The organism is Nocardia transvalensis NBRC 15921 (assembly GCF_000308875.1).
Classification (GTDB): domain Bacteria; phylum Actinomycetota; class Actinomycetes; order Mycobacteriales; family Mycobacteriaceae; genus Nocardia; species Nocardia transvalensis.
Map to the genome: position 1 here is coordinate 80,846 of NZ_BAGL01000126.1, position 20,954 is coordinate 101,799.

Annotated in this window: 21 protein-coding genes; 7 read left to right on the forward strand and 14 right to left on the reverse strand. The window is 68.3% G+C overall.

Translation table 11 applies throughout. The features are described 5' to 3' along the window. Positions 1–8: 8 nt before the first annotated feature. Genes ON41_RS35285 through ON41_RS35295 form a run of 3 tightly spaced genes read right to left on the reverse strand, consistent with a single transcriptional unit; the run spans position 9 to position 2,255 of the window. Positions 9–1,001 carry an NAD-dependent epimerase/dehydratase family protein gene (locus tag ON41_RS35285; protein ID WP_040752944.1) on the reverse strand — a complete coding sequence of 331 codons (993 nt, stop codon included), beginning with the start codon at positions 999–1,001 and terminating at the stop codon, positions 9–11. A 7-nt stretch (positions 1,002–1,008) separates the two neighbouring features. Continuing rightward, positions 1,009–1,446 carry a nuclear transport factor 2 family protein gene (locus ON41_RS35290; protein ID WP_051163206.1) on the reverse strand — a complete coding sequence of 146 codons (438 nt, stop codon included), beginning with the start codon at positions 1,444–1,446 and terminating at the stop codon, positions 1,009–1,011. Between the two features lie 50 nt (positions 1,447–1,496). Continuing rightward, positions 1,497–2,255, reverse strand: a complete 759-nt coding sequence (locus ON41_RS35295) for an SDR family NAD(P)-dependent oxidoreductase (RefSeq protein ID WP_040752945.1) — start codon at positions 2,253–2,255, stop codon at positions 1,497–1,499. 120 nt (positions 2,256–2,375) lie between these two features. On the opposite strand from ON41_RS35295, the gene ON41_RS43555 reads away from it, so the two are divergent. After that, entirely contained in the window at positions 2,376–3,236 is an 861-nt protein-coding gene (locus ON41_RS43555) for a helix-turn-helix domain-containing protein (RefSeq protein WP_276325767.1), read from the forward strand. A 100-nt stretch (positions 3,237–3,336) separates the two neighbouring features. Here ON41_RS43555 and ON41_RS35305 read toward each other — a convergent pair whose 3' ends face one another. Next, a complete protein-coding gene (locus ON41_RS35305) occupies positions 3,337–3,519 on the reverse strand; it encodes a hypothetical protein (protein ID WP_040752949.1) in 183 nt (60 codons plus the stop codon). Positions 3,520–4,135: 616 nt separating this feature from the next. On the opposite strand from ON41_RS35305, the gene ON41_RS35310 reads away from it, so the two are divergent. The 3 genes from ON41_RS35310 (at position 4,136) to ON41_RS40905 (ending at position 6,141) form a co-directional block, all read left to right on the forward strand. Further along, positions 4,136–5,494, forward strand: coding sequence for an NsdA family TPR-like regulatory protein (locus tag ON41_RS35310; protein ID WP_506339401.1), 1,359 nt, complete (start codon positions 4,136–4,138; stop codon positions 5,492–5,494). Positions 5,495–5,682: 188 nt separating this feature from the next. After that, on the forward strand, positions 5,683–5,895 hold the full coding sequence (locus ON41_RS35315) for a DUF397 domain-containing protein (protein WP_040752953.1): 213 nt from the start codon (positions 5,683–5,685) through the stop codon (positions 5,893–5,895). A gap of 33 nt (positions 5,896–5,928) precedes the next feature. Continuing rightward, positions 5,929–6,141, forward strand: a complete 213-nt coding sequence (locus ON41_RS40905) for a DUF397 domain-containing protein (RefSeq protein ID WP_083905857.1) — start codon at positions 5,929–5,931, stop codon at positions 6,139–6,141. A 22-nt stretch (positions 6,142–6,163) separates the two neighbouring features. Here the strand turns inward: ON41_RS40905 and ON41_RS35320 are convergent, their stop codons facing one another. From ON41_RS35320 to ON41_RS43560, 7 genes are all read right to left on the reverse strand, one after another. Continuing rightward, positions 6,164–7,846, reverse strand: a complete 1,683-nt coding sequence (locus ON41_RS35320; protein ID WP_040752955.1) for an ABC-F family ATP-binding cassette domain-containing protein — start codon at positions 7,844–7,846, stop codon at positions 6,164–6,166. Positions 7,847–7,889: 43 nt separating this feature from the next. After that, positions 7,890–8,732 carry a MerR family transcriptional regulator gene (locus ON41_RS35325; RefSeq protein WP_306307801.1) on the reverse strand — a complete coding sequence of 281 codons (843 nt, stop codon included), beginning with the start codon at positions 8,730–8,732 and terminating at the stop codon, positions 7,890–7,892. A 23-nt stretch (positions 8,733–8,755) separates the two neighbouring features. After that, positions 8,756–10,279 carry a flavin-containing monooxygenase gene (locus ON41_RS35330; protein WP_040752957.1) on the reverse strand — a complete coding sequence of 508 codons (1,524 nt, stop codon included), beginning with the start codon at positions 10,277–10,279 and terminating at the stop codon, positions 8,756–8,758. Next, positions 10,276–11,196, reverse strand: a complete 921-nt coding sequence (locus ON41_RS35335; RefSeq protein ID WP_040752960.1) for a ferritin family protein — start codon at positions 11,194–11,196, stop codon at positions 10,276–10,278. The genes ON41_RS35330 and ON41_RS35335 overlap by 4 nt, the downstream gene beginning before the upstream one ends. A 1-nt stretch (position 11,197) precedes the next feature. Continuing rightward, the gene (locus tag ON41_RS35340; RefSeq protein ID WP_040752961.1) at positions 11,198–12,103 is read right to left on the reverse strand and encodes an SDR family NAD(P)-dependent oxidoreductase; all 906 of its coding nucleotides are present in this window, start codon (positions 12,101–12,103) and stop codon (positions 11,198–11,200) included. Between the two features lie 2 nt (positions 12,104–12,105). Then, complete coding sequence (locus ON41_RS35345; RefSeq protein ID WP_040752963.1) at positions 12,106–13,101, reverse strand: alpha/beta hydrolase; 996 nt, start codon at positions 13,099–13,101, stop codon at positions 12,106–12,108. A 281-nt stretch (positions 13,102–13,382) separates the two neighbouring features. Beyond that, on the reverse strand, positions 13,383–14,222 hold the full coding sequence (locus ON41_RS43560) for a class I SAM-dependent methyltransferase (protein ID WP_040752965.1): 840 nt from the start codon (positions 14,220–14,222) through the stop codon (positions 13,383–13,385). A 70-nt stretch (positions 14,223–14,292) separates the two neighbouring features. Here ON41_RS43560 and ON41_RS35355 point away from each other — a divergent pair, with 70 nt between their 5' ends. Together ON41_RS35355 and ON41_RS35360 are read left to right on the forward strand one after the other, a co-directional pair. Beyond that, entirely contained in the window at positions 14,293–14,874 is a 582-nt protein-coding gene (locus ON41_RS35355; RefSeq protein ID WP_040752967.1) for a TetR/AcrR family transcriptional regulator, read from the forward strand. A 189-nt stretch (positions 14,875–15,063) separates the two neighbouring features. Beyond that, on the forward strand, positions 15,064–16,347 hold the full coding sequence (locus ON41_RS35360) for a glycosyltransferase 87 family protein (protein WP_246829659.1): 1,284 nt from the start codon (positions 15,064–15,066) through the stop codon (positions 16,345–16,347). Between the two features lie 8 nt (positions 16,348–16,355). Here the strand turns inward: ON41_RS35360 and ON41_RS35365 are convergent, their stop codons facing one another. Continuing rightward, complete coding sequence (locus ON41_RS35365) at positions 16,356–16,850, reverse strand: hypothetical protein (RefSeq protein WP_040752969.1); 495 nt, start codon at positions 16,848–16,850, stop codon at positions 16,356–16,358. Positions 16,851–17,049: 199 nt separating this feature from the next. On the opposite strand from ON41_RS35365, the gene ON41_RS35370 reads away from it, so the two are divergent. Further along, the gene (locus ON41_RS35370; RefSeq protein WP_246829660.1) at positions 17,050–18,216 is read left to right on the forward strand and encodes an alpha/beta hydrolase family protein; all 1,167 of its coding nucleotides are present in this window, start codon (positions 17,050–17,052) and stop codon (positions 18,214–18,216) included. A 188-nt stretch (positions 18,217–18,404) separates the two neighbouring features. Here ON41_RS35370 and ON41_RS35375 read toward each other — a convergent pair whose 3' ends face one another. Both ON41_RS35375 and ON41_RS35380 read right to left on the reverse strand, forming a co-directional pair. Beyond that, positions 18,405–19,664 (reverse strand): cytochrome P450 family protein, encoded by a 1,260-nt coding sequence (locus ON41_RS35375; protein WP_246460858.1) that lies wholly within the window; start codon positions 19,662–19,664, stop codon positions 18,405–18,407. A gap of 174 nt (positions 19,665–19,838) precedes the next feature. Continuing rightward, positions 19,839–20,888, reverse strand: a complete 1,050-nt coding sequence (locus tag ON41_RS35380) for an alpha/beta hydrolase (RefSeq protein ID WP_373281380.1) — start codon at positions 20,886–20,888, stop codon at positions 19,839–19,841. Positions 20,889–20,954: the final 66 nt, after the last annotated feature.

A 20,954-nucleotide genomic window follows, 5' to 3' on the forward strand; every position in this document is an offset into this window, starting at 1 on the left:
CCGGTTCTTCATCGGGCCCGCCGGCGTTGCAGGAAGAACTCCGTGGCACGACGCAGGGAGCCTTCGACGGGTTCGGGGTCCCAGCCCAGTTCGGTGACGGCTTTGCTGTGGTCGAGCGGGGACATCAGCTCTGCCATACGCAACCCGACCGCGGCGAAGGGCAGGTCGCGGCCGAGCAGGCGAGCAGCGATGTCGTTGCCGCGTGCGCCCGCGCGCAACACGGGCATCGACAGCCGGATGCGGGGTGGCGCGACACCGGCGGCCGCCGCGACGAGGCGATGGATGTCGCGGTTGTGCAGGTAGCGGTCGGAGATGATGTAGCGATGGCCGGGACGGCCGTGGCGTGCGGCCGCGGTCATGGCGCGTGCGGCGTCCTCGATCCCGACCACTTCGGCGGCGAAATCGAAGTAGAAGGGGAACCGCCCCGCCGCAACTCGTGCGATCAGCGACCCGTGCGGTGTGGGCGCCCAGTCCGCGGGCCCATAGGTGGTCGACACGCACATCGCCACCGCGGGCAGGTCCCGGGTGCGGGCGTAGTCGAGCACCAGGTCCTCCGCGGCGATACGGGAGGCGATATAGGGCCCGCCGCCGTCCCAGTTGTGCGGATCGTCCTCGGTGACCGGGCGATCGGCGCTGATCGCCAGAGTGCCGGTGGTGCTGGTGAATACGAACTTGTCCAGCCGGGCGGCGATGGCGGCGTCGAGTACATGGCGCAGGCCCTCGACGTTGGTGCGGAACAGGACCTGCGGGTCGCGCAGCCACATGCGCGCGTCGACCACGCAGTAGTAGACGACGTCACAGCCGTTCATCGCCGCGGCCAGTGCCTCGTCGTCGAAGATGTCGCCGTAGCAGCGCTGCACGTCCAGATCGTCGATGCCGCGAGTGGAACTCGACGAGCGCACCATCACCCGGACGTTCTCGCCCTCGGCGACCAGGCGCCGGGTCACGTGACTGCCGAGAAACCCGCTGGCGCCGATGACGAGCTTCGTGGATCCGGTCATGGCGATCTCAGTCGCCGGGCCGGGACAACTCGACGATCAGCCGAGTCAGCCGCAGCGCGGCCAGCTGCCATGCGCTGTCGCGGCGAATCCAGCGTTCGTGGTAGTGCCCGTACCCGCTCAGCGAGGTTCCGTTGTCCCACAGCACACGGTCGTGCATCGCCCACACCACCGTCGCGGTGTCACCGTCGATCTCGATCAGCGGAGTGTGGACCTGATGAGCGGTACGCGCCCCGCTCAGCGAGGTGCGAATCATCTCGACGACCGCCTCACGCCCGACGATCGGCGCCACCCCGGTGCCACCGTCGCTGACATCGAATTCGGCCTCGGCGCACAGCAGCCCGGCGAACCCCTCCCAGTCCTTGGTGTCCAGTGCCAGGCAATAACGCGCCTTGGCCTGAGACAGCTCATGGGCCGCGACCAGCGACGCCGGATCGGTGGTGGTCATTGCATCTCCCGGAAAGTAGTGCTGGAGTGAGGGATTCGGAGGCGGCGGGATCAGGTGAGGCTGAACCCGCCGTCGACGGTGATCGCCTGGTCGGTGATACGGGCGGCGGCGGGTGCGGCGAAGAAGGCGACCGCGTGCCCGATCTCGCCCGCTTCGACGAACCCCAGGGGCGGCATGCGCTGCGCGGCCGGCCCGCTCGGGGCGGGTCCGGTGGCGCCCAAAGCGCCGGGGGTGATCACCCCGCCCGGCAGGACGGTGTTGACCGTGATGGCATGCTCGGCGAGTTCCATCGCCGCGGCCCGGCTCAGCGCTCGCACCGCCCCCTTGGACGCGGTGTAGGAGGCCAGTCCCGCGACGGCCATGCCCTCCAGCGCCGCCGAGGCGATGTTGACGATCCGCCCGCCGCCCCCGGCGGCGATCATCGCGCGCGCTGTCTCGCGAATCATCAGGAACGTTCCCCGGGCGTTGATCGCCTGCACGCGATCCCATTCGGCGGCGGTGGCCTCGGTCAGTAGTTCACGGTCTTGGACACCGGCGTTGTTGACCAGCAGCCACGGCGTGCCGAACCTGCCGGTGACGAGGGCGCACGCGGCCACGATCGAGGACTCCTCACCCAGCTCGACTTCGAGGGCGTCGGCCTCGTGACCGGCCGCCCGCAACGTCTCCACCTGCGCATGCGTGCCGGCTTCGTCGCGGTCGGCGATCACGACCCGCGCCCCGGCCGCGGCCAGGACCGTCGCGATCCCCGCGCCGATCCCGCTCGCTCCACCCGTGATCACGGCGATCCGGCCCGCCAGTGTTGCCGTCATCGACTCTCGCTCCTCACGGCGGTGGACTCGAGGGAGTCACGCCTTGCGTTTATCGAATATTCGATATAACTTGTCGAATAAGTGATTCGACGGTAGAACGCCGCGTGGAGGGAGTCAAGGGTGGCTGCGACGGGTTCGGCGCCGACGGCACGAGTGATACAGGTCATCGAGCTGCTCGCGCGGCCCGGCGCACGGTGGCGCTACAGCGAGATCGCCCGCGAGCTGAACCTGACCCAGGCCACCACACACGCCATCCTCAACACGCTGACCGAACGCGGCTGGGTCGTCCGGGATCCGGCCGCCAAGACCTACACCCTCGGGCCCGGCCTGGTCCCCGTCGCCGCGGCGGTGGGCACCCGCCCGTACGCCGAAGCCGCCCGCGCCGCGGCGACCGAGCTGGCCGCGGAGTTCGGCTTCCCCGCCTCCGTGATCGAGAAGCTCAGCGACGAGGCCCTCGTCATCACGGACTTCGTTGGCGGAGAACGAATCTGGCCGGGCGACCGCATCCCCTACGCCCCACCCTTCGGTGCCTCCTACGCCGCCTGGGACACCGACGAGAGCCGCCGAGCATGGCTGGCTCGCAGCCCCCACACCAGCGCCGACACCATCGAACGCATCAACCACATGCTCACCCGAGCCCGCACCCGCGGCTACGACGTCGACGCCACCACCCCCGCCCTGGGCCAAGCCGCCAGCGTCCTCCACACCCTCGACACCGGCACAATCGCCCTACCCCCCAACATCCGCGAAACCCTCGACCAGCTACGCACCGAATTCACCACCCTCGGCTTCCCCGAAACCCCCACCGACCCAGCCCCCTCGATCGCCGCCATCGCCGCCCCGGTGTTGAACGCCCACGGCCACGCCGCCCTCCTGATCGCCCTCCACCCCCTAACCCCCCTCGCCCCCGAACGCATCGAAACCCTCGGCAACCACATAGCCCACAAGGCCGCCACCATCGCCGACCGCACCCAACCCTGACAGACGCTCCACCACCCGCCCTTCACCAAGCCAGGCATCGATGATCGCAAACACTGCGGTGAAGGTCGCGCCGAACAGCCACTGTCTCAATGGATCTCGGTCAGGAATCCAGCCAGTACTCGATCTGATCAAGGTCAGGGGTCGAGTAGATTCCCTCGCCGTCTTCGGCATCGAGCAGGGTCCAGGAGTAGGGCGGGCTGGAGGCCCGAACGAGGTGGTAGCCCGAGCGACTGGCTCGGGCGGTGAGTAGACGGATTCGCATGGTGATGGCGTCCGAGAACATCAAGTCTCCCAAAGTTGTTGTTGGCGAGTCGAATCCGGTCTGATGCGCCCGGCATCGACGAGCGTGTGAAATGCGGTGCGCTTACGAGCGCAGTCGTGATCGCGGTGCATCTGCATCGCCCTGTGCGCATCGGCAGTCGAAAGGGGTTCGGTCGGAGCCTCGCAACTCCAAGCCTCAGGCCATTCGAAAGACACTGCCCGACAGTGACTTACAGCTCGATGCTCGCGCGGCGGGCGACGGCATCCGCCGGTCGGCCAGACACAACCTAGTCCGAGTGCCGCGAAGGCTCCGATTCCGACAACCGCGAGAACACTCTGCGCTACGCACCACGCACCCACGCCTCGTTCACCTTTCACTGCCGACGCCCGGAAAGTTGGCTGGCAAGGCCAACTCCTCTGGGATGGAAGAAAATTCAGCTTCACGCGGGTACGTCATGCTTCCCTCCGAAAGATCTTGTTTGCTGCGTCCGCGGTCATGCACGGAATCTCGCGAACAGTTCGGCATCGTCGGATCCACCTTGCCCGCAAAAAGATGCGAGCACGACATGCCAGCGGTGGGGTACTGTTGGCCTACCGAACGTGTTTACCCAGGTCAAACGACTAGTTTAGGTAAGGCGATGGTCAGAGGGCGGGAATGGACCGGGTTCGAAGCGGTGGCACTACAGGAGGCCATGCGCAAATCTGTCCGGGAGTTTGCGGCCCTCTTGGGAATAGACCCTTCCACCGTCATCAATTGGCGAACCGGGCTCGGCTCGGTCCTTCCGCGTTCGGCTACCCAAGCGATGCTCGATACCACTCTCGCCCAACGCGCGACAGCGGATGACCGAGCCAGATTCGACCAGATCCTGGCCGAGGGCGAGGTTGTCTGGCGAGAGCGGCACGACCGCCCGCCGGCCGAGGCTCAGTCGGTACGAAATCCGTGCGATACCGGCCCCGCATCGTGCCCGGAAACGTCTACCGTGGGAGGAAGTCCTCTGGGTGCGGAAGGAGAGGATTCTGTGGAGCGCAAGACGTTCTTGCAGGTACTGACCGGCTCCATGGCGGGATTCACGCTCGGCGCGGTCGGCCTGACGGAAGCTCATGAGCGGCTGGTCGAGGCTGTAGACCAACCACCACGCGTGGACGCGGCCCTCATCGAGCACTTCGACCGAATCTGCGACTATTGCCGAAGGCAGGACGATACGCAGGGTGCACAAGCCATATTGACCGTGGCTCAGGCACAACTGCGCCTGCTGCATACGTTGCTGGCAGAATGCCCCTCTCGACTCCAACCACAGTTGCTCGCGGTGTACAGCAAGTTCGCGGGACTGGCCGGATGGCTGTCGCTCGACGCGCGACAGTTCGCGAACTCGTGGCGTTATTTCGAGGTGGCCCAAGCAGCAGCACACCAGGCCGGTGCCAGCGCCCTCGTCGCATTCACCCTTGCCCGGATGAGTCACGTTGCGAAGGCACAGGATCGACTGAATCTGGCGATCGACTACGCCTCGGCTGCCGTGGCGACGACCGACCAAGCTGATCCGCTCGTCCACACCTTCGCCCACGACCAATTGGCGCGAGCCCACGCCAAGGCCGGCGACGAAACGAGCTGCCTAGCCAGCTTGGAACGAACCCAGACATCCTACGATCAGGCCAAAACAGCAGCGGACCATTCTGATTCGTCCTTGGCGTACTTCTACGACGACGGCTTCCTACCGCACACCGAGAGCCAGTGCTACCTGAATCTGGGCCGACCGGACCGCGCGGTGGCACAAGCCGAAAGATCCCTCGAGCTCCACAATCCAGAACTGGTGCGCGACAACGCTTTTTCCAAGCTCTACCTGGCAACAACCTACGTCCACTCCGACGAGCCCGAACAAGCTGTCAACGCCCTGAAGGACGCAGCCAACTGCGCCCGGCAGAACCGCAGCGTGCAGTTGGCCGAGCGAATCCAAACCGTCCGCGCCTCGATGACAAGGTGGCAAGGTCAGCACCGGTAGTAGAACTGGATGGGTATCTACGGGAACAGCCGTTGACCTAGAAGGCAGCACGACCTGTCGCAAGTGCTTACAGGTGGGGTTCTGTGCGTCTACTGAGCGCGTCTCCGCTGCCTGCACGATTCCAAGACATCCACTCCGCGACTTGAGATGATGTCCATGCAACCTCCTTCGGCGCATCGGGAAGAAGCATGAACGCTGATCTATCCAGAGCCAGATGGTTCAAGAGCAGTCTCAGTCAGGGCGGAAGGGAGTGTGTCGAGGTCGCATTCCTGGATGAGGGCACAGTGGGCGTTCGTGACTCCAAGAACCCCCAGGCCCCCGCACTGATCTTCACCCCCAGCGAATGGGACACCTTCACCGCAAACCTCACCAAGGACGAATTCCACCGCCCCGCAGGCTAACTAGAGGCCCGACCCGACGAAGGGGTTCTTAACTTGACCGAAATCGACCCGACCACGCACTGGTTCAAGAGCAGTCGCAGCGCTGGGAACTCAGAACGCGTGGAGGCTGCATTCTTGGGACACGGTTTCGTGGGTGTACGCGACTCCAAGGATCCAGGCAGCCCGGCGCTCGTCTTCACTCCGGGTGAATGGGATGCATTCACCGCGAGTGTCAAAGAGGGCGAATTCCGTAGCTCTGCAATCTAACCCAAGATTCTCCGACGCAGCTTCACCGCACCCTCTCCACCCGCCCCTCATCCCACACCGGCGTATCACTCTCGTACACAACACCATCCGACCCGAACACCAGAAACCTGTCGAACCCCCGTGTGAACCAGCGGTCGTGGGTGACCGTGAGGACCGTCCCGTCGAACTCGGCGATGGCTTGTTCGAGGGAGTCGGCGGAGTGGAGGTCGAGGTTGTCGGTGGGTTCGTCGAGGAGAAGCATTGTGGCGCCGGAGAGTTCGAGGAGGAGGATCTGGAGGCGGGCCTGCTGGCCGCCGGAGAGGTTGTCGTAGCGTTGTTCGGCGGCGCGGGCCAGGCCGTAGCGGTCGAGGACGCGGCTGGCGGCCTCGCGGCCCATGCCGTCGCGGTGTTCGTTGCCGCGGTGGAGGATGTCGAGGAGCGTCTGGCCGATGAGGTCGGGGCGGGCGTGGGTCTGCGCGAAGTAGCCAGGGCGGACGCGGGCGCCGAGGGTGGCGGTTCCGTTGTGCCGCACCGGGTTCAGGGCGAGTTCCTGGACGGGGAGGTGACCGGCCTCGGGGTCGGTGCCGCCGGTCGCGAGCAGGCGGAGGAAGTGTGATTTCCCGGATCCGTTGGCGCCCAGTATCGCCACGCGATCGCCGTACCAGATCTCCGCGTCGAACGGCCGCATCAGGCCGGTCAGTTCGAGTTGCGTGCACACCAGGGCGCGTTTGCCGGTCCGCCCGCCGCCCAGACGCACGGAGACGTTCTGCCGCAACGGAACCGCCTGCGGCGGGCCCGCCTCCTCGAACTTGCCCAGCCGGGTCTGAGCCGCGTGATACCGGGCGGCCATGCCGTCGTTGTACTTCGACTTCTCGCGCAACCGCAGCACGAGCGCCTTCAGCTTGGCGTGCTCCTCGTCCCAGCGCCTGCGCAGTTCGTCCAGCCGCGAATTGCGGTCCTCGCGCGCTTGCTGATACGTCTCGAAACCGCCGCCGTGGATCCACGCCGTCGCACCGCTGGCACCGGGTTCGAGGGTCACGACGCGGGTGGCCGCGTTCGCGATCAGTTCCCGGTCGTGGCTCACGAACAGCACCGATTTATCCGAGGCGGCGATCGTCCGTTCCAGCCACTGCTTACCCGGAACATCCAGATAATTGTCCGGCTCGTCCAGCAGCAGCAACCGATCCGGCCCCGCGAACAGCGCCTCGAGCACGAGCCGCTTCTGCTCTCCCCCGCTCAGCGTGCGCACCGAACGCCACTTGGCCCGGTCGAACGGCACGCCGAGGGCGGCGGTGGTCACGTCGTCCCAGAACGCCTCGGTCTCGTACCCGCCGACATCCGCCCAGTCGGACAGGGCGTGCGCGTACGCCAGCTGGGCCGGCTCCTCGTCCCGCTCGATCAGCGCGTTCTCGGCGTCGTCGAGGGCGCGCGCGGCGACGCGCACGGCCTCCGGGGCGACCGATACCAGCAGGTCACGCACGGTGGAATCGTCGTCGACCTGACCGATGAACTGACGCATCACCCCCAGCGACCCCGACCGCGTCACCGCCCCGCCGTCGGGCGTCAGATCGCCCGCGATGATCCCGAACAGCGTCGTCTTCCCGGTCCCGTTCGGGCCGATCAAGGCCGCCTTGGCGCCCTCACCGAGCCGAAAACCCACCCCGTCGAGCAGCTGTCGCCCGTCGGGGAGGAAATAGTCGACGTCGGCGATATCGATGTGCGCCATGGCACCAGGCAACCGCACCGGCACGGACGGACGCAACCGAGTTTCAGCTGTCGCGACGCTTGGTTGCCGCCGTGGCGAGATAGTCGCTGAGTTCGCTCTGCAACACCCGGTCCAGTGCCTGGTCCAGGCTGCTGTGCACCGCGCTGATACCCAGATCCCGCAGGTGGTTGAGCATCTTGGTGGTCTCGGCGATCTCGGCGTCGGAGTCGGGCAGCCAGCCGGGGCCGTGCTCGTCCACGATGTGGTCCTTGGCCGCGGTCACCATCAGCCGGGCGATATCCTCGAGCCGGCCCACGACCGCGGCGTGCAGATCGATGACCCCCGACAGCGCGAACCCGTAATTGCTCAGTTCCGCAAAGGTTTCCAGCAGTTCGGGCCGGGTGAACTCCACCGTCTCGTCGTGCAACCGGACCAGGCCCAGCTTGGCCAGCCGCTCCAGCTGATCGCCGTCGACCGGGGTGTTGTCGACCCCGCCGAGGAAGGTGTCGACCAGCTCCCGCGGCACCTCGAGCGGCTCCTCGGCCGTGCCCCACGTTGCGGTGACGGCGTGTTGCAGGCCCAGGATCTCGGTGAGGTCCTTCCCGGTCTCCCAGCTGGTGATGAAGTCGGCGATGTGCGCGGTGGTGAATCCACGTTGCAGCAGCGCGTCGATGATCTTCAGCCGGGCCAGGTGGGTGTCGTCGTAGATGAGGGCGCGGCCGCTGCGCCGCGTGGGCGTCGGCAGCAGCCCCCGCTCCTGATAGGCGCGGACATTGCGGCTGGTGGTGCCGGCGGCGCGGGCGAGATCGTCGATGCGGTACTCCGCCATCTCTGCCTCGCCCGTCCTTTCGCCCATGCCCACCACGCGCGACGCCCACGCCCGCGTGCGCGTCAGCACGGCGGGCATGGGCAGTACGCCTCGTGTCGACATTAGCCGAGCGGGACGGTCATCCGGTCCCCGACACCCGCCGCGAGAGCCGGATCACGCGGGGTCAGGACGTAATCGTCCGGGACGACGCGCGCGAGTTCCCGCGCGTACTGGGTGCCGAAACCGGGGTACATGGTGGCGTTGAAGCCGTCCTCGGTCAGATACCAGCTGCGGCAGCCCGAATTCCAGGTGGTGGCCGTGAGCCGCCGTTGCAGCCGGGCGTTGTAGCGGTCCTGCCGTTCGCGGCGCACCTCGAGCATGCGCAGGTCGCGGTCGAGGATCATGCCGATGGCGTCGGTCAGGTACTCGATCTGGGCCTCCATGTACACCAGCGCCGAATTGTGCCCGGGACCGGAGTTCGGCCCGAAGGTGAGGAACAGATTCGGATACCCGGAGACGGTCACGCTCTTGTAAGCGTAAGCGCCCCTGCGCCATTCGTCCGACAGCACGCGGCCGTCCCGCCCGGTCACCGGAATCGGCGTGCCCTGCTTGGACACCTCGAACCCGGTCGCGAACACGATGCAGTCGAATTGGTGCTCGATGCCCTCGGCGGTGCGAATGCCCCGCGGCGAGATCCCCGCGATCGGCCACGTGATCAGCTTGCAGTTGTCACGCTGCAACGCCGGGTAGTACTCGCTGCTCATCAGCAGGCGTTTGCATCCGGCCCGGAAATCCGGGGTCAGCTGCCGCCGCAACCACGGATCGCGCACCTGAGAACGCAAGTGCAGCAAGGCGACCGACTCCACCACCCGGGTCAGCGGCGAATTCCACACCACGCCCAGCGCCACCGACTCGTGACCCCAGAACCACGCCTCGCGAGCCAGCGTCTGCGCGACGGGCAGCTGCCGGTAGAGCTGTTTGGTGAGACCGTTGGTCCGCCGGTTCACCCGCGGCAGCACCCAGCCGGGCGTGCGCTGGAACACCTTGACCGACGCGGCCTGCCGCACCATCTCCGGAATGATCTGCACCGCACTGGCTCCGGTGCCGACGACGGCCACCTTCTTACCGGTGAAGTCGTAGTCGTGATCCCAGCGGGCGCTGTGGATCTTGTGACCCTCGTAGCTGTCGATGCCCGGGATGTCGGGCAGGCCGGCGTTGGCCAGCGGACCGGAGGCCAGAACCACGCTGCGCGCCTGCACCTTTCGGCGGCGGCCGGTGAACGTGATGTCCCACAGGCCCTGTTCCTCGTCGAACGCCAGGCCCGTCACGGTGTGCCCGAACCGGATGTGCGGCGCGATCCCGAACTCCTCGACCATGGAGTCGATGTAGCCGAGGATCTCCGCGCTGCCCGAATAGGTCTGCGACCATTCGGGGTTCGGCGCGAAGCTGTAGGAGTACAGCCGCGACGGGATGTCACAGGCCGCGCCCGGATAGGTGTTGTCGCGCCAGGTGCCGCCCACCCGGTCGCCGCGTTCGAAGATCGCGAAGTCGCCGATCCCCTTCTGCCGCAGCCGGATCGCCGCACCGACGCCTGCGAACCCGGCGCCGATGATCGCCACGTCCAGCGGCTGGTTCCCCGCGCTCATGCGACCGGCTCGTAGGTCAGTTCCTTCGACCACGTGGGCTGCGGCCCGAGGAAGCGGTCCGGGATGCGCGCGGTCACCTTGACCATGGCGTCGGCGAACAGGTGATAGGGGTGGCGGCGGTTGATCACCCAGCCGCTGTGCATCTTCACGATCCGGTACATCGGCACGCGGTTCGCGATCGGGGTGCGCTCGCCGACGGCCTTGAACCGCCGCATCGCCGCATACAGCTTCTCCTCGTCGACGCCCATCTCGACGATGTTGTCGCGCATCTTGTTCAGCAGCGGCACGTAGCTGAGCACGCCGACCAGGAACGTCGGCTTCACCCAGCCGCCGACCAGATCGATGAGCAGCTTGCGGGCGTTGGCGTGGCCGAGCAGCTCCATGACCGCGTAATCGGTTGCCAGATGGCGTGATTCGTCGGCATTGATCTTCTTGAAGACCTCCTGCGCGACCGGATCGGAGATCTCGTCGGTGATGAACTTGATCAGCGCGCCGTCGAGCGCCACCTCCAGCATCGGGATGACGGTGCCCAGGAACGACAGCGACATCTCGTCGGAGTGCTTGTCCAGGAAGTCGATCACGAGCTTCACGTTGATGTTCGGCTCGGGAACGGTGTCGCCGTCGAGCATGCCCCAGCGCCGCATCAGGGCCAGTTCGGCATTGGCGTGCCGCTGTTCCTCGGCGTGGAAGTAGCGGTAGATCTCCTTGAGCGTTTCGGTCGGCGCCTTCTTCGCCATGGCCGCGAAACCGCGGGCGCCGACGTTCTCGATCCACATCAGATCGGCCATGAACGGCTTCAGCTTGGCGTGCAGCTCGGGGTCGATGAGTTCCGCACCCGGTGCGTCCCAGTCGATATCGGCGAGGGCCCACTGCCGGGCCTTGATCTTGCCGAGCATGCCGTCGAAATCGAAGGACATGTCAGACTCCTGTCTTCTCGATGCGTGCGCCCGGTGCGACGGCCGCCGAATCGTCCTGCGGGAGAACGCGGTTCAGCACGCCGAGGGCGTGGGTGTAGAGGGCTGGAAAGTGCCGCTTGAGGTGCCAGACGACCTGGGCGTCCAGCTGCGGCAGCACGTAGAGGCGGCCGGCGTCGTGGGCGTCGAGGGTCGTGGCCGCGACCCGGTCGGAGGAGAACCCGGTCAGCCGCATGAGGGTGTCGGCCAGCCGGGTCGAGCCCGCGGTGATGCGGCCGTCGGCGACGACGTTGGTCTGCACGAAGGTCGGGCACAGCACGGTCACCGCGACGCCGCTGCCGGACAGTTCCGCCGACAGGGTTTCCGACAACGACATGACGCCGGCCTTGGACACGTTGTAGACCGCCATACCGGGCGCGGCCGCGAAACCCGCCGCGGAGGCCACGTTGACGATGCCGCCGCGCCCGGCCGCGCGCAGCAGGGGCGCGAAGACCTCGCAGCCGTGCACCACGCCCCACAGGTTGATGCCGAGTGCCCACTGCCAGTCGTCGAATCCGATGTCGCCCACCGGTTTTCCGCCGATGCCGACGCCGGCGTTGTTGATCACGAGGGTGGGCGGGCCGCCGAAGATCAGCTCGGCGTGCAGGGCGAGGCTTTCGACGTCCTCGCGCCGGGACACGTCGCAGAAGAAGGCGTACGCGGTCGCGCCGTGGATGCGGCGGATGAGCCGGACGGTCTCGTCGGCGCGGTCCTTGTCGATATCGGCGCACAGCACCTCTCCCCCGCGAGCGGCGAGTTCGAGGGCGAAGGCGCGGCCGATGCCGCTACCGGCTCCGGTGACCACCGCCTTGGCGCCGCTGGTGCGGCGGCCGCCGGCGAGGGCGACGCGCAGGTTGTCGAGTATCCACATGATCAGCTCACCCGTTCTCGCGGTACGGAATTCGCCTCCGCCAGTGCGGACGCGACGAAATCGGCGGTGCGCCGCAGCGCCGGCGCCGCCTCCGGCACCAGCAGCGGCAGCGCCTGGAAGACGTGAATTCGGCCAGGCCACAGCTCGAGATCGCAGCGGACGCCCGCGGCGGCGGCCATATCGCGGAGGTGGCGAGCGTCGTCGCTCAGCATCTCCCCGGCGCTGGCCTGGACGAACAGGGGCGGCAGCGCGGCTCCCGGAGGAAGGGTGAGACGCAGTCGCGGTGAGGATTCCGGCTCGTCGCGGGTGTACAGCTCGATGAGCCGGCGGCCCGTGCGCGCTGGGGCCATCGGGTCGGGGCTGCGGCGGTCGCGCTGCTCGGCGAGGGCCAGGGTGAGGTCCATCAGGGGGGAGAACATGAACAGCCCGGCGGGCTGGGGTGTCCCGGAGCCGAGATTCTGGAGTACCAGGTCGAGGCCGAGATGGCAGCCCGCGGAATCGCCGCCGATCACGAGATCCGCTGCCTCGTAGCCGTTTTCGAGCAGCCACCGGTAGCCGGCCGTGACATCGTCGGCGGCCGCCGGGAACGGGTGCTCGGGCGCGAGGCGGTAGTCGAGGACGAAGACCGGCAAGCCGGTCGCGCGTGACAGCCGGGAGGCCAGGCCGCGGTGGGTGCGCGCCGAGCAGACCACGTAGCCGCTGCCGTGCACGTAGTAGATCGCGCGATCGCCGTGCGGCACTCCCGCCGCCCGCACCCATTCGCCACGGACCGCGCCCGACCGCACCGCCTGGACGTGCGTACCGGGGAGGGTGGGCCCGAATGCGGCCATGATCGAGGCGATCAGGCCCCGCCCGGCCAGGATCCCGGCCCGGTTGCGGGGCAGCAGCCCGTTGATCCGCCGGACCCCGAGCACCGATGCCGCCGCCGCGAGCCGGGCCTGCGCGGAGGCCGATGCCGGGACGGCCGGGGAGGTCACCGTTGACCTTGTTTCAGCCATGCCGAAAGCATCATTCACGAGAGTGCCAGTTGTCAATGGCACATTCGTGATCCCGGGTAGATGGGGCTGTGACCGGGTGGATTCCGGCCAAAAGCGTGCCGGAAAACGGGAGCTAGGCGCTCGACGCCAGCGGTTCGGATGGGTGCGAGGCGCACCGCAACGGCCACGAGGGCGGGTGCCGGGCGGGACGATATTCGCGGTTCAGGCGAATCGACGCGCCCGACAGTGACCGCGAGGGCGAGTTCCCGGACGGCGCGATGCCGACGGGGCGGGCGGGAACGTCAGGTGTCGGCGGGTTCCCGCACGGCGGAGACGGCGAGGGTGACGTAGGTCATGGTGAAGGTTCCGCCGAGGGCGTCGATCGCCTCGCCTACCTCGTCCAGCAACTCCGTGAGTGTGGGTTGCGGGAGGCGGGTGAGGGCGCCGGTGGTGGGGGCGAGGTCCAGCCATTCGGCGCGGGTGTAGGAGTGCTGCCAGTCGAAGCGCCACTCCTCGGGGGACCCGAAGCCGCCGGCCTCCCGGATGCCGTCGATGAACTTGGTCATTCCGGCGCGGTAGACGTCGGCGGCGCGCTCCGGGGATCCGTCGCCCTGCTGTGTGGCGAACGGCGAATCGGGCATCAACCGGCGGATCGCGGCCATCTGCGCCAGCGCGATGGGCTGCGGGGGCGCGATCACGTGCGCGAAGAGTGCCAGACGCCCGCCCGGTCGCAGGATCCGCGCCGCTTTGATCGCGCCCGCGACCGGATCGACCCAGTGCCACGACTGGGCGGCGGTCACCATGTCGAATTCGCGCCCGGCCGGATCCCAGTCCTCGAAGGTCGCCACCTCGGTCTCGATGCCGGTGCGCCGGGCCTGCGCCGCCATGCGCTTGTCGGGCTCGACACCCAGGACGCGGCAGCCCGCGTCGCGAAGTTGCCGGGCGGCGATGCCGGTTCCACAGCCGACGTCGAGGAGATCGAGACCGGGACGGGTGGCGATGCGGTCGATCAGGTCGTCCGGGTAGCGCGGGCGGGCGCGGTCGTAGCGTTCGGCATCCACACCGAACGACTCCGCGATGTGACGCTGCCGATGCGGCTCGGGATCCGAGGGGGCCGGGCTTTCGGAAGGTAGAGTGGGCATGCGCCCACCCTAAGTGGGCATGTGCCCATTTGTCGATGGGTTCGCCCACAGCGAAGGAGAACCGCCCGTCATGCCTACCGGAGTCGCCCTGCGCGACGTGCGTGAGCAACTGTTCGACGCCGCCGAACGCATCCTGCTCCGGGACGGCGCCAGCGCGCTGACCAGCCGGGCGGTCACCACCGAGGCGGGCTGCGCCAAGGGCGTCCTGCACCGGCACTTCGAGGACTTCGACGCGTTCCTGGCCGAATTCGTCCTCGACCGGGTGCATCGGATGGAACCGCTGGCCGCGGCCCTCGTCGAGTCGGCCGGATCCGGAACCGTCGTCGGCAATCTCAGCGGGGCGCTGACGGCGGTCTTCGAATCGGTCGCGGTGGCGATCGTCCCCCTCGTGACCTTCCGCGACGAACTCCGCGCGCGACTACGCACCACGTGGCCCGCCGGCATCCCGGCCCTCACCGACGCGGCCGTCATGATCGCCGCCTACCTCGCCGCCGAACGCGACCTCGGCCGCATCCCCGACGACGCCGACCCCGACGGCCTCGCCCCCACCCTCGTCGGCGCCGCCCACCTCCTGTTCGCCGACCGCACCACCGGCCCCCCGGACCGCCGCGCCGTCCGGAGGATGGTGGCGACGGTCGTCACGGGGCAGTAGGCAGCTGCCAGAGGGCGGATTCCGGCCAAGAGCATGCCGGAAACAAGAGAGGCGTGGCCCGAACGTGGCGTTGTCGCATATGCCGGGAATGACCGACGTGGCATAGCCGGAGGTGGGACCGCGGCTGGCAGGTGTAGTGCCGGGCTACTACCGTGGGGCCGGTCCGGAGCCCGAGCGTTGGGAGGGTGTGTGTCGTTGTCGACGATCGAGGACGCGGCGGCGCCGTCCTCGGAGCGGAGCGCGCCACCACAGCGCCGCCCGCTGCCGGCCGCCGCGTTCTGGGCGCTGACGGCGCTCGGAGCGATCGCCGGGGGGTACTGGGCCAAGCAGGTTGTCGAGACGCCGCAGGTGCTGATGCATCTGATGGATCTGAAGGTCTATCAGATCGCGGGGCACCGGGTGGTCGACGGCGTCTCGATCTACGACACCCCGCTGCTCGGTAATACGCGCGGGGTCTGGGAATTCGTCTACACGCCGTTCGCCGCGCTGTTGTTCGCGCCGCTGGTCGCGCTCGAGGGTGACGTATTCCGGTATGCCGGTGCGCTGGGCAATTTCGCCATGCTGGCCGGGTCGGCGTGGGCAGCGCTGTCGATGCTGGGTTATCGACGGGATCTGCGGCTGGCGCTGGCGAGCCTGCCGATCGCCGCACTGCTGCTGTGGTGCGAGCCGGTGCGGGAGACCGAAGCGTTCGGGCAGATCAATATCTTCCTGCTGCTGATCGTGCTGGCCGATATGGCGCTGCCCGATTCGTCGCGGTGGAAGGGCGCGCTGACGGGTATCGCGGCCGGGATCAAACTGACACCCGCCTTCTTCGTGATCTACCTGCTCATCACGCGCCGGTACCGGGCGGCCGCGACCGCCGGGGGCGCATTCGTCGCGACGGTGCTCGTGGGTCTGGTCGCCATGCCGAAGGATTCGCTGACCTACTGGACCGGCGCGTTCGCCGACCCGACCCGCGTGGGCGTCCCGGACAATCCGCAGAACGAGTCGCTGCGCGGGATGATCGCCCGGAGCGTCGGGGTCGGCGGCGACCATCAGGTGCTATGGCTGATCGGCGCGGTGGGGATCGTCGTGGTGTGCCTCGCGCTGGCGCGCAGGTTGTCGCTCACCGGACACGAGCTACCGGCGGCGGTGCTGTGCGGCCTGACCACCACCGCGGTGTCGCCCTACAGCTGGGTGCATCACTGGGTCTGGCTGGCGCCGTTGCTGATCTACCTGACCGATCTGGCGATCCGGCGGCGTGACCTGGCGACGTGGGCAGGACTGGCCGTCTCGCTCGTGGTCGCGTCCGGCGGCGTGCTGGCCTTCTACGATCCGCTGTGGGCGAGCGTGCTCAACCTGCCGCCCCGGGCTCACCTCGGCGTGTTCTACAACAACGCCTACATCTGGCTGACGGTCGCACTGTTCGCGGCCGCCTACGTCTACCTGCGGCGCGGCGCGGATCGCACCACCGAACTCGAACCCGCGCGCTGATCCCGGGCTCAGCGGATGGGCTGGGTGAAGCTGTTGTGCTCGTCGTTGACGAGGTGGAAGGCCGTCGCGAGATCGTCGATCACGGACTGCCACGCGCCGTCGCTGCCGTCGCCGTGCGGATCGCGGGCCAGCGCCAGCAATGCCGTGGCAGCGTCGACGGCCTGCACCGCGGCGGCCAGCAGCGCGGGCACCGGATCGGGACCGCTGCGCGAGACCAGCGTGGCGATGCGGTCCCGCAGCCAGCGCGCGTCGAACTGGGCCTGTTCGGACAGCGTCGAGCCGCCGGTCGGTTCCGGCACGGCGGTGGTCGCGGCGGACCAGCGACGCCCGGTCTCGCCCAGGGGCGCCGCGACGATCACCTCCCGCAGCTCGTTGCTGACCAGGCGATGTAGCAAACCGGTCAGTTCGGCATGTTCGACGGACGGATCCCGCGGCAGCTCGACGGTATCCGCGCCCGCCTGCAACACCGCCAGCACCGCCCGCAATTGCGCAGTCGTGGCCACAGGACCCCCTCGTTGTCCGCCTCCTGCCGGAGGTCGGCGTCGACCCATTTCTCGCGACACACCCGCATGGGATCACCAGCCCGGCGCGTGTCGCGTCTGACGCGGGCATACTCTCAGCTATCAGAGAGGTTGTCTATCGGTAGTTTTCGAGAATCCCATTATGTGAAACGCCGGACGTCGGGTGGCTACTCTGAGCCGCGTGATCCGGTACGGACGTGCGCGCGGGGCGATCGCCGCGGTGATATGGACGTTGATCGCCGCCGCGGGCTGGGCGGTACCGGTCGCGAATGCCGAAACATCCGGCAGCCCTGGCGAATTGGTCTCGGTGAGCGACCTCGCACCCCAGGCGACGCTGCCCGGATCGGTGGGCGCGCGACGCCTGGTGCACTGGTCGACGGGCGTCGGCGAGCGGCCCGCGCTGAGCAGCGCGGCGGTGTACTTCCCGCCCGGAGAGCCGCCCGCCGGTGGCTGGCCGGTCGTCGCGTGGGCACACGGCACGGTCGGCGTCGCCGATCGGTGTGCCTACAGCATCGCCGGACCGGCGCTGCGCGACCGCGACTGGGACTATCTCGGCGCCTGGCTGCGCGCGGGGTACGCGATCGTCGCGAGCGACTACGTCGGCCTCGGCACGCCGGGACCACATCCGAAGGACAACGGGATGGTCGCTGCGTACAGCGTGGTCGACGCCGTCACCGCGGGCGTGCGGGCGTTTCCGGGCACGCTGTCGAATCGGTGGGTGGTGGTCGGCCAGTCGCAGGGCGGGGCCGCCGCGCTGTGGACGGCCCGGGAGGCCACCCGCCGCGGCCCCGGACTCGACTATCGCGGCGCGGTCGCGACGGGTGTTCCCGGCCTGCTGGAGAATGCCGTGCTGGCGCTGGGTCCGCACGTGCCGCCCGTGCCGGTGCCGGCCGAGACGACCGCCGTCGCCCTGTTCTCGCTGTCCGGGCTGCGCGCCTCCTTCCCGGCGTTGAACATCGACTCGTACCTGACCGACGCGGGCCGCTACTGGCTGGGCCGGGCGGAGCAGGTGTGCGAAGCCGATCTCACCGCCGAGGTCGCCGCGCCCCCGGTCGTCCTCGGCGACCTGTTCGCGAAACCCCTGGCCGCGCTCCCGAACGCGCCCGCCCTGCTGAGCGGGCACATGGGCATCCCGGTCACCGGCTACGACCGACCCGTCTTCATCGGGCAGGGCCTCCTCGACACCCAGTCCCCCGCACCCGGCACCCTCGCCGTCGCCGCGGCCATGGCGGCCGCCGCCCAGCCGATCACCCTGCGCACCTACCCCACCGACCACAGCGGCACCCTGCGCCCGTCCCTCGCCGACTCCCTTCCTTTCGTCCGCGGGATCCTCCCGCCTGCTCCGTGACGCGGCGCGTTCCCTTCCGATTTTGACGCGCGGCGCGTTCCCTTCCGATTTTGACGCGCGGCGCGTTCCCTTCCGATTTTGACGCGCGGCGCGTTCCCTTCCGATTTCCCGGCACGCTTTTGGCCGGGAACCTCGTCGGCCGCCGGGGATTCCGGCCAAAAGCGTGCCGGAAAATCGGGACGGGCGGGTTAGACGGTGAGGGGTGGGGAGGGCGGGAACAGGACGGGAAGGGAGGAGAGGGCTCGGTGGAAAGGGCCGGGGCGCCAGGATAATTCGGTGGCGGGGATGGCTAGTCGGACCTCGGGGAGGGCGTCCAGGAGCTGGTCGATGGCGTCCTGGGCGATCTGGTAGCCGAGGTGGCGGGCCGGGCAGGTGTGCGGGCCGACGCTCCAGGCCAGGTGCGAGCGGTTGCCGGCGACGGTGTCGGAGTGGACGGCGGGATCGTTGTTGCAGGCGGCCATGCTGATCACCACCGGCTGGTCGGCCGGCAGCCAGACGCCGTCGATGAGGATCGGCTGGCGCGGATAGGAGATGCAGTAGTTGGCCAGGGGCGGGTTGGTGAACAGCACCTCGTCCAGGGCGTCCCGCGTCGACAAACTGCCGCCGAGCATATCGCCGCCGAAGCGGTCGTCGGTCAGCATGAGCAGCAACGTGTTCGAGACCAGGTGCACCTGCGGCTCGATACCCGCGCCGTAGAGGGTGACGAGCTGGTGGATCATCTCCTCGTCGGTCAGCTCGGTGGCGTGCGCGATCAGGCGCGAGGTGATGTCGTCGCCGGGCGCGGCGCGTTTGCGGTCGGTGTGCTCCTGCAGCGCCGTGGACAACAGCTTGTTGCCCCGATCGGCGTCGACGGTGTCGAAGATGGCGGCCATACCGGCGGCGACCTGCTCGCCGATATCGGGGTCACAACCCAGCATGGTGTTGAGCGTCTGGAACACCAGCGGGTAGACGTACTGCTGGAGCAGGTCCGCCTGTCCCGCACCGCAGAAGGCGTTGATCAGCGGGACGGCGATGTCCTCCACCACCGAGTGCATGGCGTGCCGGTCGACGGCCCCGATCGACGCGGTATTCGCCGAGCGATAGCGGTCGTGGTCGATTCCCGCACTGCGCAGGGCGTTCGGCCGCCATTCCATCATCGGCCGGATCGGGCTGTCCTCCGGCACCTTGCGCTGCCAGTTGCGCGGGTCGGCGGGAAAGTGGGCGGGGTCGTTGAGGATCTGCACCGCGGTGCGGTAGCCGATCACCAGCGTGGCCGCGATCCCGGGCGCGAGTTCCACGGGCACCAGCGATCCGAACCGCCGTCGCATATCGGCGTAGACGCGGTGCGGATCGTCGGCGAATTCCTGGGTGTACATCGCGACGCGCGGACCTTCGGTATCGATCGGCGAGCCGTGCGGGAGCGGGTAGTCCTCGGCCGGTTGCGGTGGCATTTCCCGCGAATGAGACATGGACACAGATGATCTCCGAACAGTGGACGACTGGACGACACGTGCCCCATCGAGCTACCCCCTTTTGACAGATCCCCCTGGCGTCGCGACGTCAGCCACCCCAGACGTCAAAACAGTTGCCCAACAGCACACTTCGAACAACAGCGCGGAATCATACACGCCGCGTACGGCGACTCACAGTCCGAGGCCCTCGGCCAGGACGGGCCAGGACTGTTTGAACGAGTCCTGCCAGTAGCCCCAGGAGTGGGTTCCGGTCGCGGTGAAGTCGTAGGTCGCGGGAATTCCCAAGTCGTTCAAGCGATTCTGGAGATTGCGAGTGCAGGCGTTGACCCCCGCCTCGATGAGCCCGCCGAGCAGGATCTGATTCGCCAGAGTGTCCGGAGTGCGGGTGGCGCCGTAGGTCAGGAACGGGCTGTCGAGGGTGTCGTGCGGTCCGGGCAGGCCGTTGCCGGCGGAGATGAACAGGTTCACGCCGCGCAGCCGTTCCGCGTGCACGTACGGATCGTTGGCGATCCACAGCGGGCCGTTGTCGGGGCCCCACATATTGGCCGGGTCGCCGTGCCCCCAGAACTCGACCATCGTCTTGATCACGCGCTGCCCGAGCGGGTCGCTGGTCTGGGCGCAGCCGCTGTAGGAGGCCACGCTGCGGAACAGGTCGGGCTTGCGGATGGCCAGGGCCAGCACGGAGTCACCCGCCATCGACAGGCCCACGATGGCGTTGCGGCGGGCGGTGCCCAGCGCCGCGTCGACCAGCGGCGGGAGTTCCTCGGTGAGGAAGGTGGTCCACTTGTTGCGGCCGAGGACGGGATCGTCCCTGATCCAGTCGGTGTAGAGGCTCCAGGCGCCGCCGATGGGCTGGACGATATTGGCGTTCTTGTCGTCGAGGAAGCGCAGGGCGTCGGTCATGGTGCCCCAGGTGTCCATGTCCTCGCCGCCGCCGGAACCGTTGAGCAGGTAGAGAACCGGACGCGGGGCGGAGGTGTCGGCGGGCCGCTGCACGTCTACCGTGATGTCCTTGTTCATCGCCGCCGAATGCACCGACAGGGTGAGGTGGCGGCCGTCGCGCACGGTGACCCCGGAGATCCGCGAACCGTTCGGGGCGACGGGCGATTCCAGCAGCCGTCCCGAGGAGGTGATCGGATCGACCGGCGCGGCAACCGGTTCCGCGACCGCCGCCGCCGACAGCGCGGTCGTGATGGCGATGACGGCTGCGCTCACGGCAATCCGCACCGTGTGTGCTGGTGACAACGCGACTGACTCCCCACTGATTCGAGGCACCCGGCCCCGACC

Coding starts and splice junctions, on each gene's coding strand:
- ON41_RS35285 (WP_040752944.1), bottom strand. CDS start 1,001: ATGACCGGATCCACGAAGCTCGTCATCGGCGCCAGCGGGTTTCTCGGC.
- ON41_RS35290 (WP_051163206.1), bottom strand. CDS start 1,446: ATGACCACCACCGATCCGGCGTCGCTGGTCGCGGCCCATGAGCTGTCT.
- ON41_RS35295 (WP_040752945.1), bottom strand. CDS start 2,255: ATGACGGCAACACTGGCGGGCCGGATCGCCGTGATCACGGGTGGAGCG.
- ON41_RS35305 (WP_040752949.1), bottom strand. CDS start 3,519: ATGTTCTCGGACGCCATCACCATGCGAATCCGTCTACTCACCGCCCGA.
- ON41_RS35310 (WP_506339401.1), top strand. CDS start 4,136: ATGGTCAGAGGGCGGGAATGGACCGGGTTCGAAGCGGTGGCACTACAG.
- ON41_RS35315 (WP_040752953.1), top strand. CDS start 5,683: ATGAACGCTGATCTATCCAGAGCCAGATGGTTCAAGAGCAGTCTCAGT.
- ON41_RS35320 (WP_040752955.1), bottom strand. CDS start 7,846: ATGGCGCACATCGATATCGCCGACGTCGACTATTTCCTCCCCGACGGG.
- ON41_RS35325 (WP_306307801.1), bottom strand. CDS start 8,732: ATGCCCGCCGTGCTGACGCGCACGCGGGCGTGGGCGTCGCGCGTGGTG.
- ON41_RS35330 (WP_040752957.1), bottom strand. CDS start 10,279: ATGAGCGCGGGGAACCAGCCGCTGGACGTGGCGATCATCGGCGCCGGG.
- ON41_RS35335 (WP_040752960.1), bottom strand. CDS start 11,196: ATGTCCTTCGATTTCGACGGCATGCTCGGCAAGATCAAGGCCCGGCAG.
- ON41_RS35340 (WP_040752961.1), bottom strand. CDS start 12,103: ATGTGGATACTCGACAACCTGCGCGTCGCCCTCGCCGGCGGCCGCCGC.
- ON41_RS35345 (WP_040752963.1), bottom strand. CDS start 13,101: ATGGCTGAAACAAGGTCAACGGTGACCTCCCCGGCCGTCCCGGCATCG.
- ON41_RS43560 (WP_040752965.1), bottom strand. CDS start 14,222: ATGCCCACTCTACCTTCCGAAAGCCCGGCCCCCTCGGATCCCGAGCCG.
- ON41_RS35355 (WP_040752967.1), top strand. CDS start 14,293: ATGCCTACCGGAGTCGCCCTGCGCGACGTGCGTGAGCAACTGTTCGAC.
- ON41_RS35375 (WP_246460858.1), bottom strand. CDS start 19,664: ATGTCTCATTCGCGGGAAATGCCACCGCAACCGGCCGAGGACTACCCG.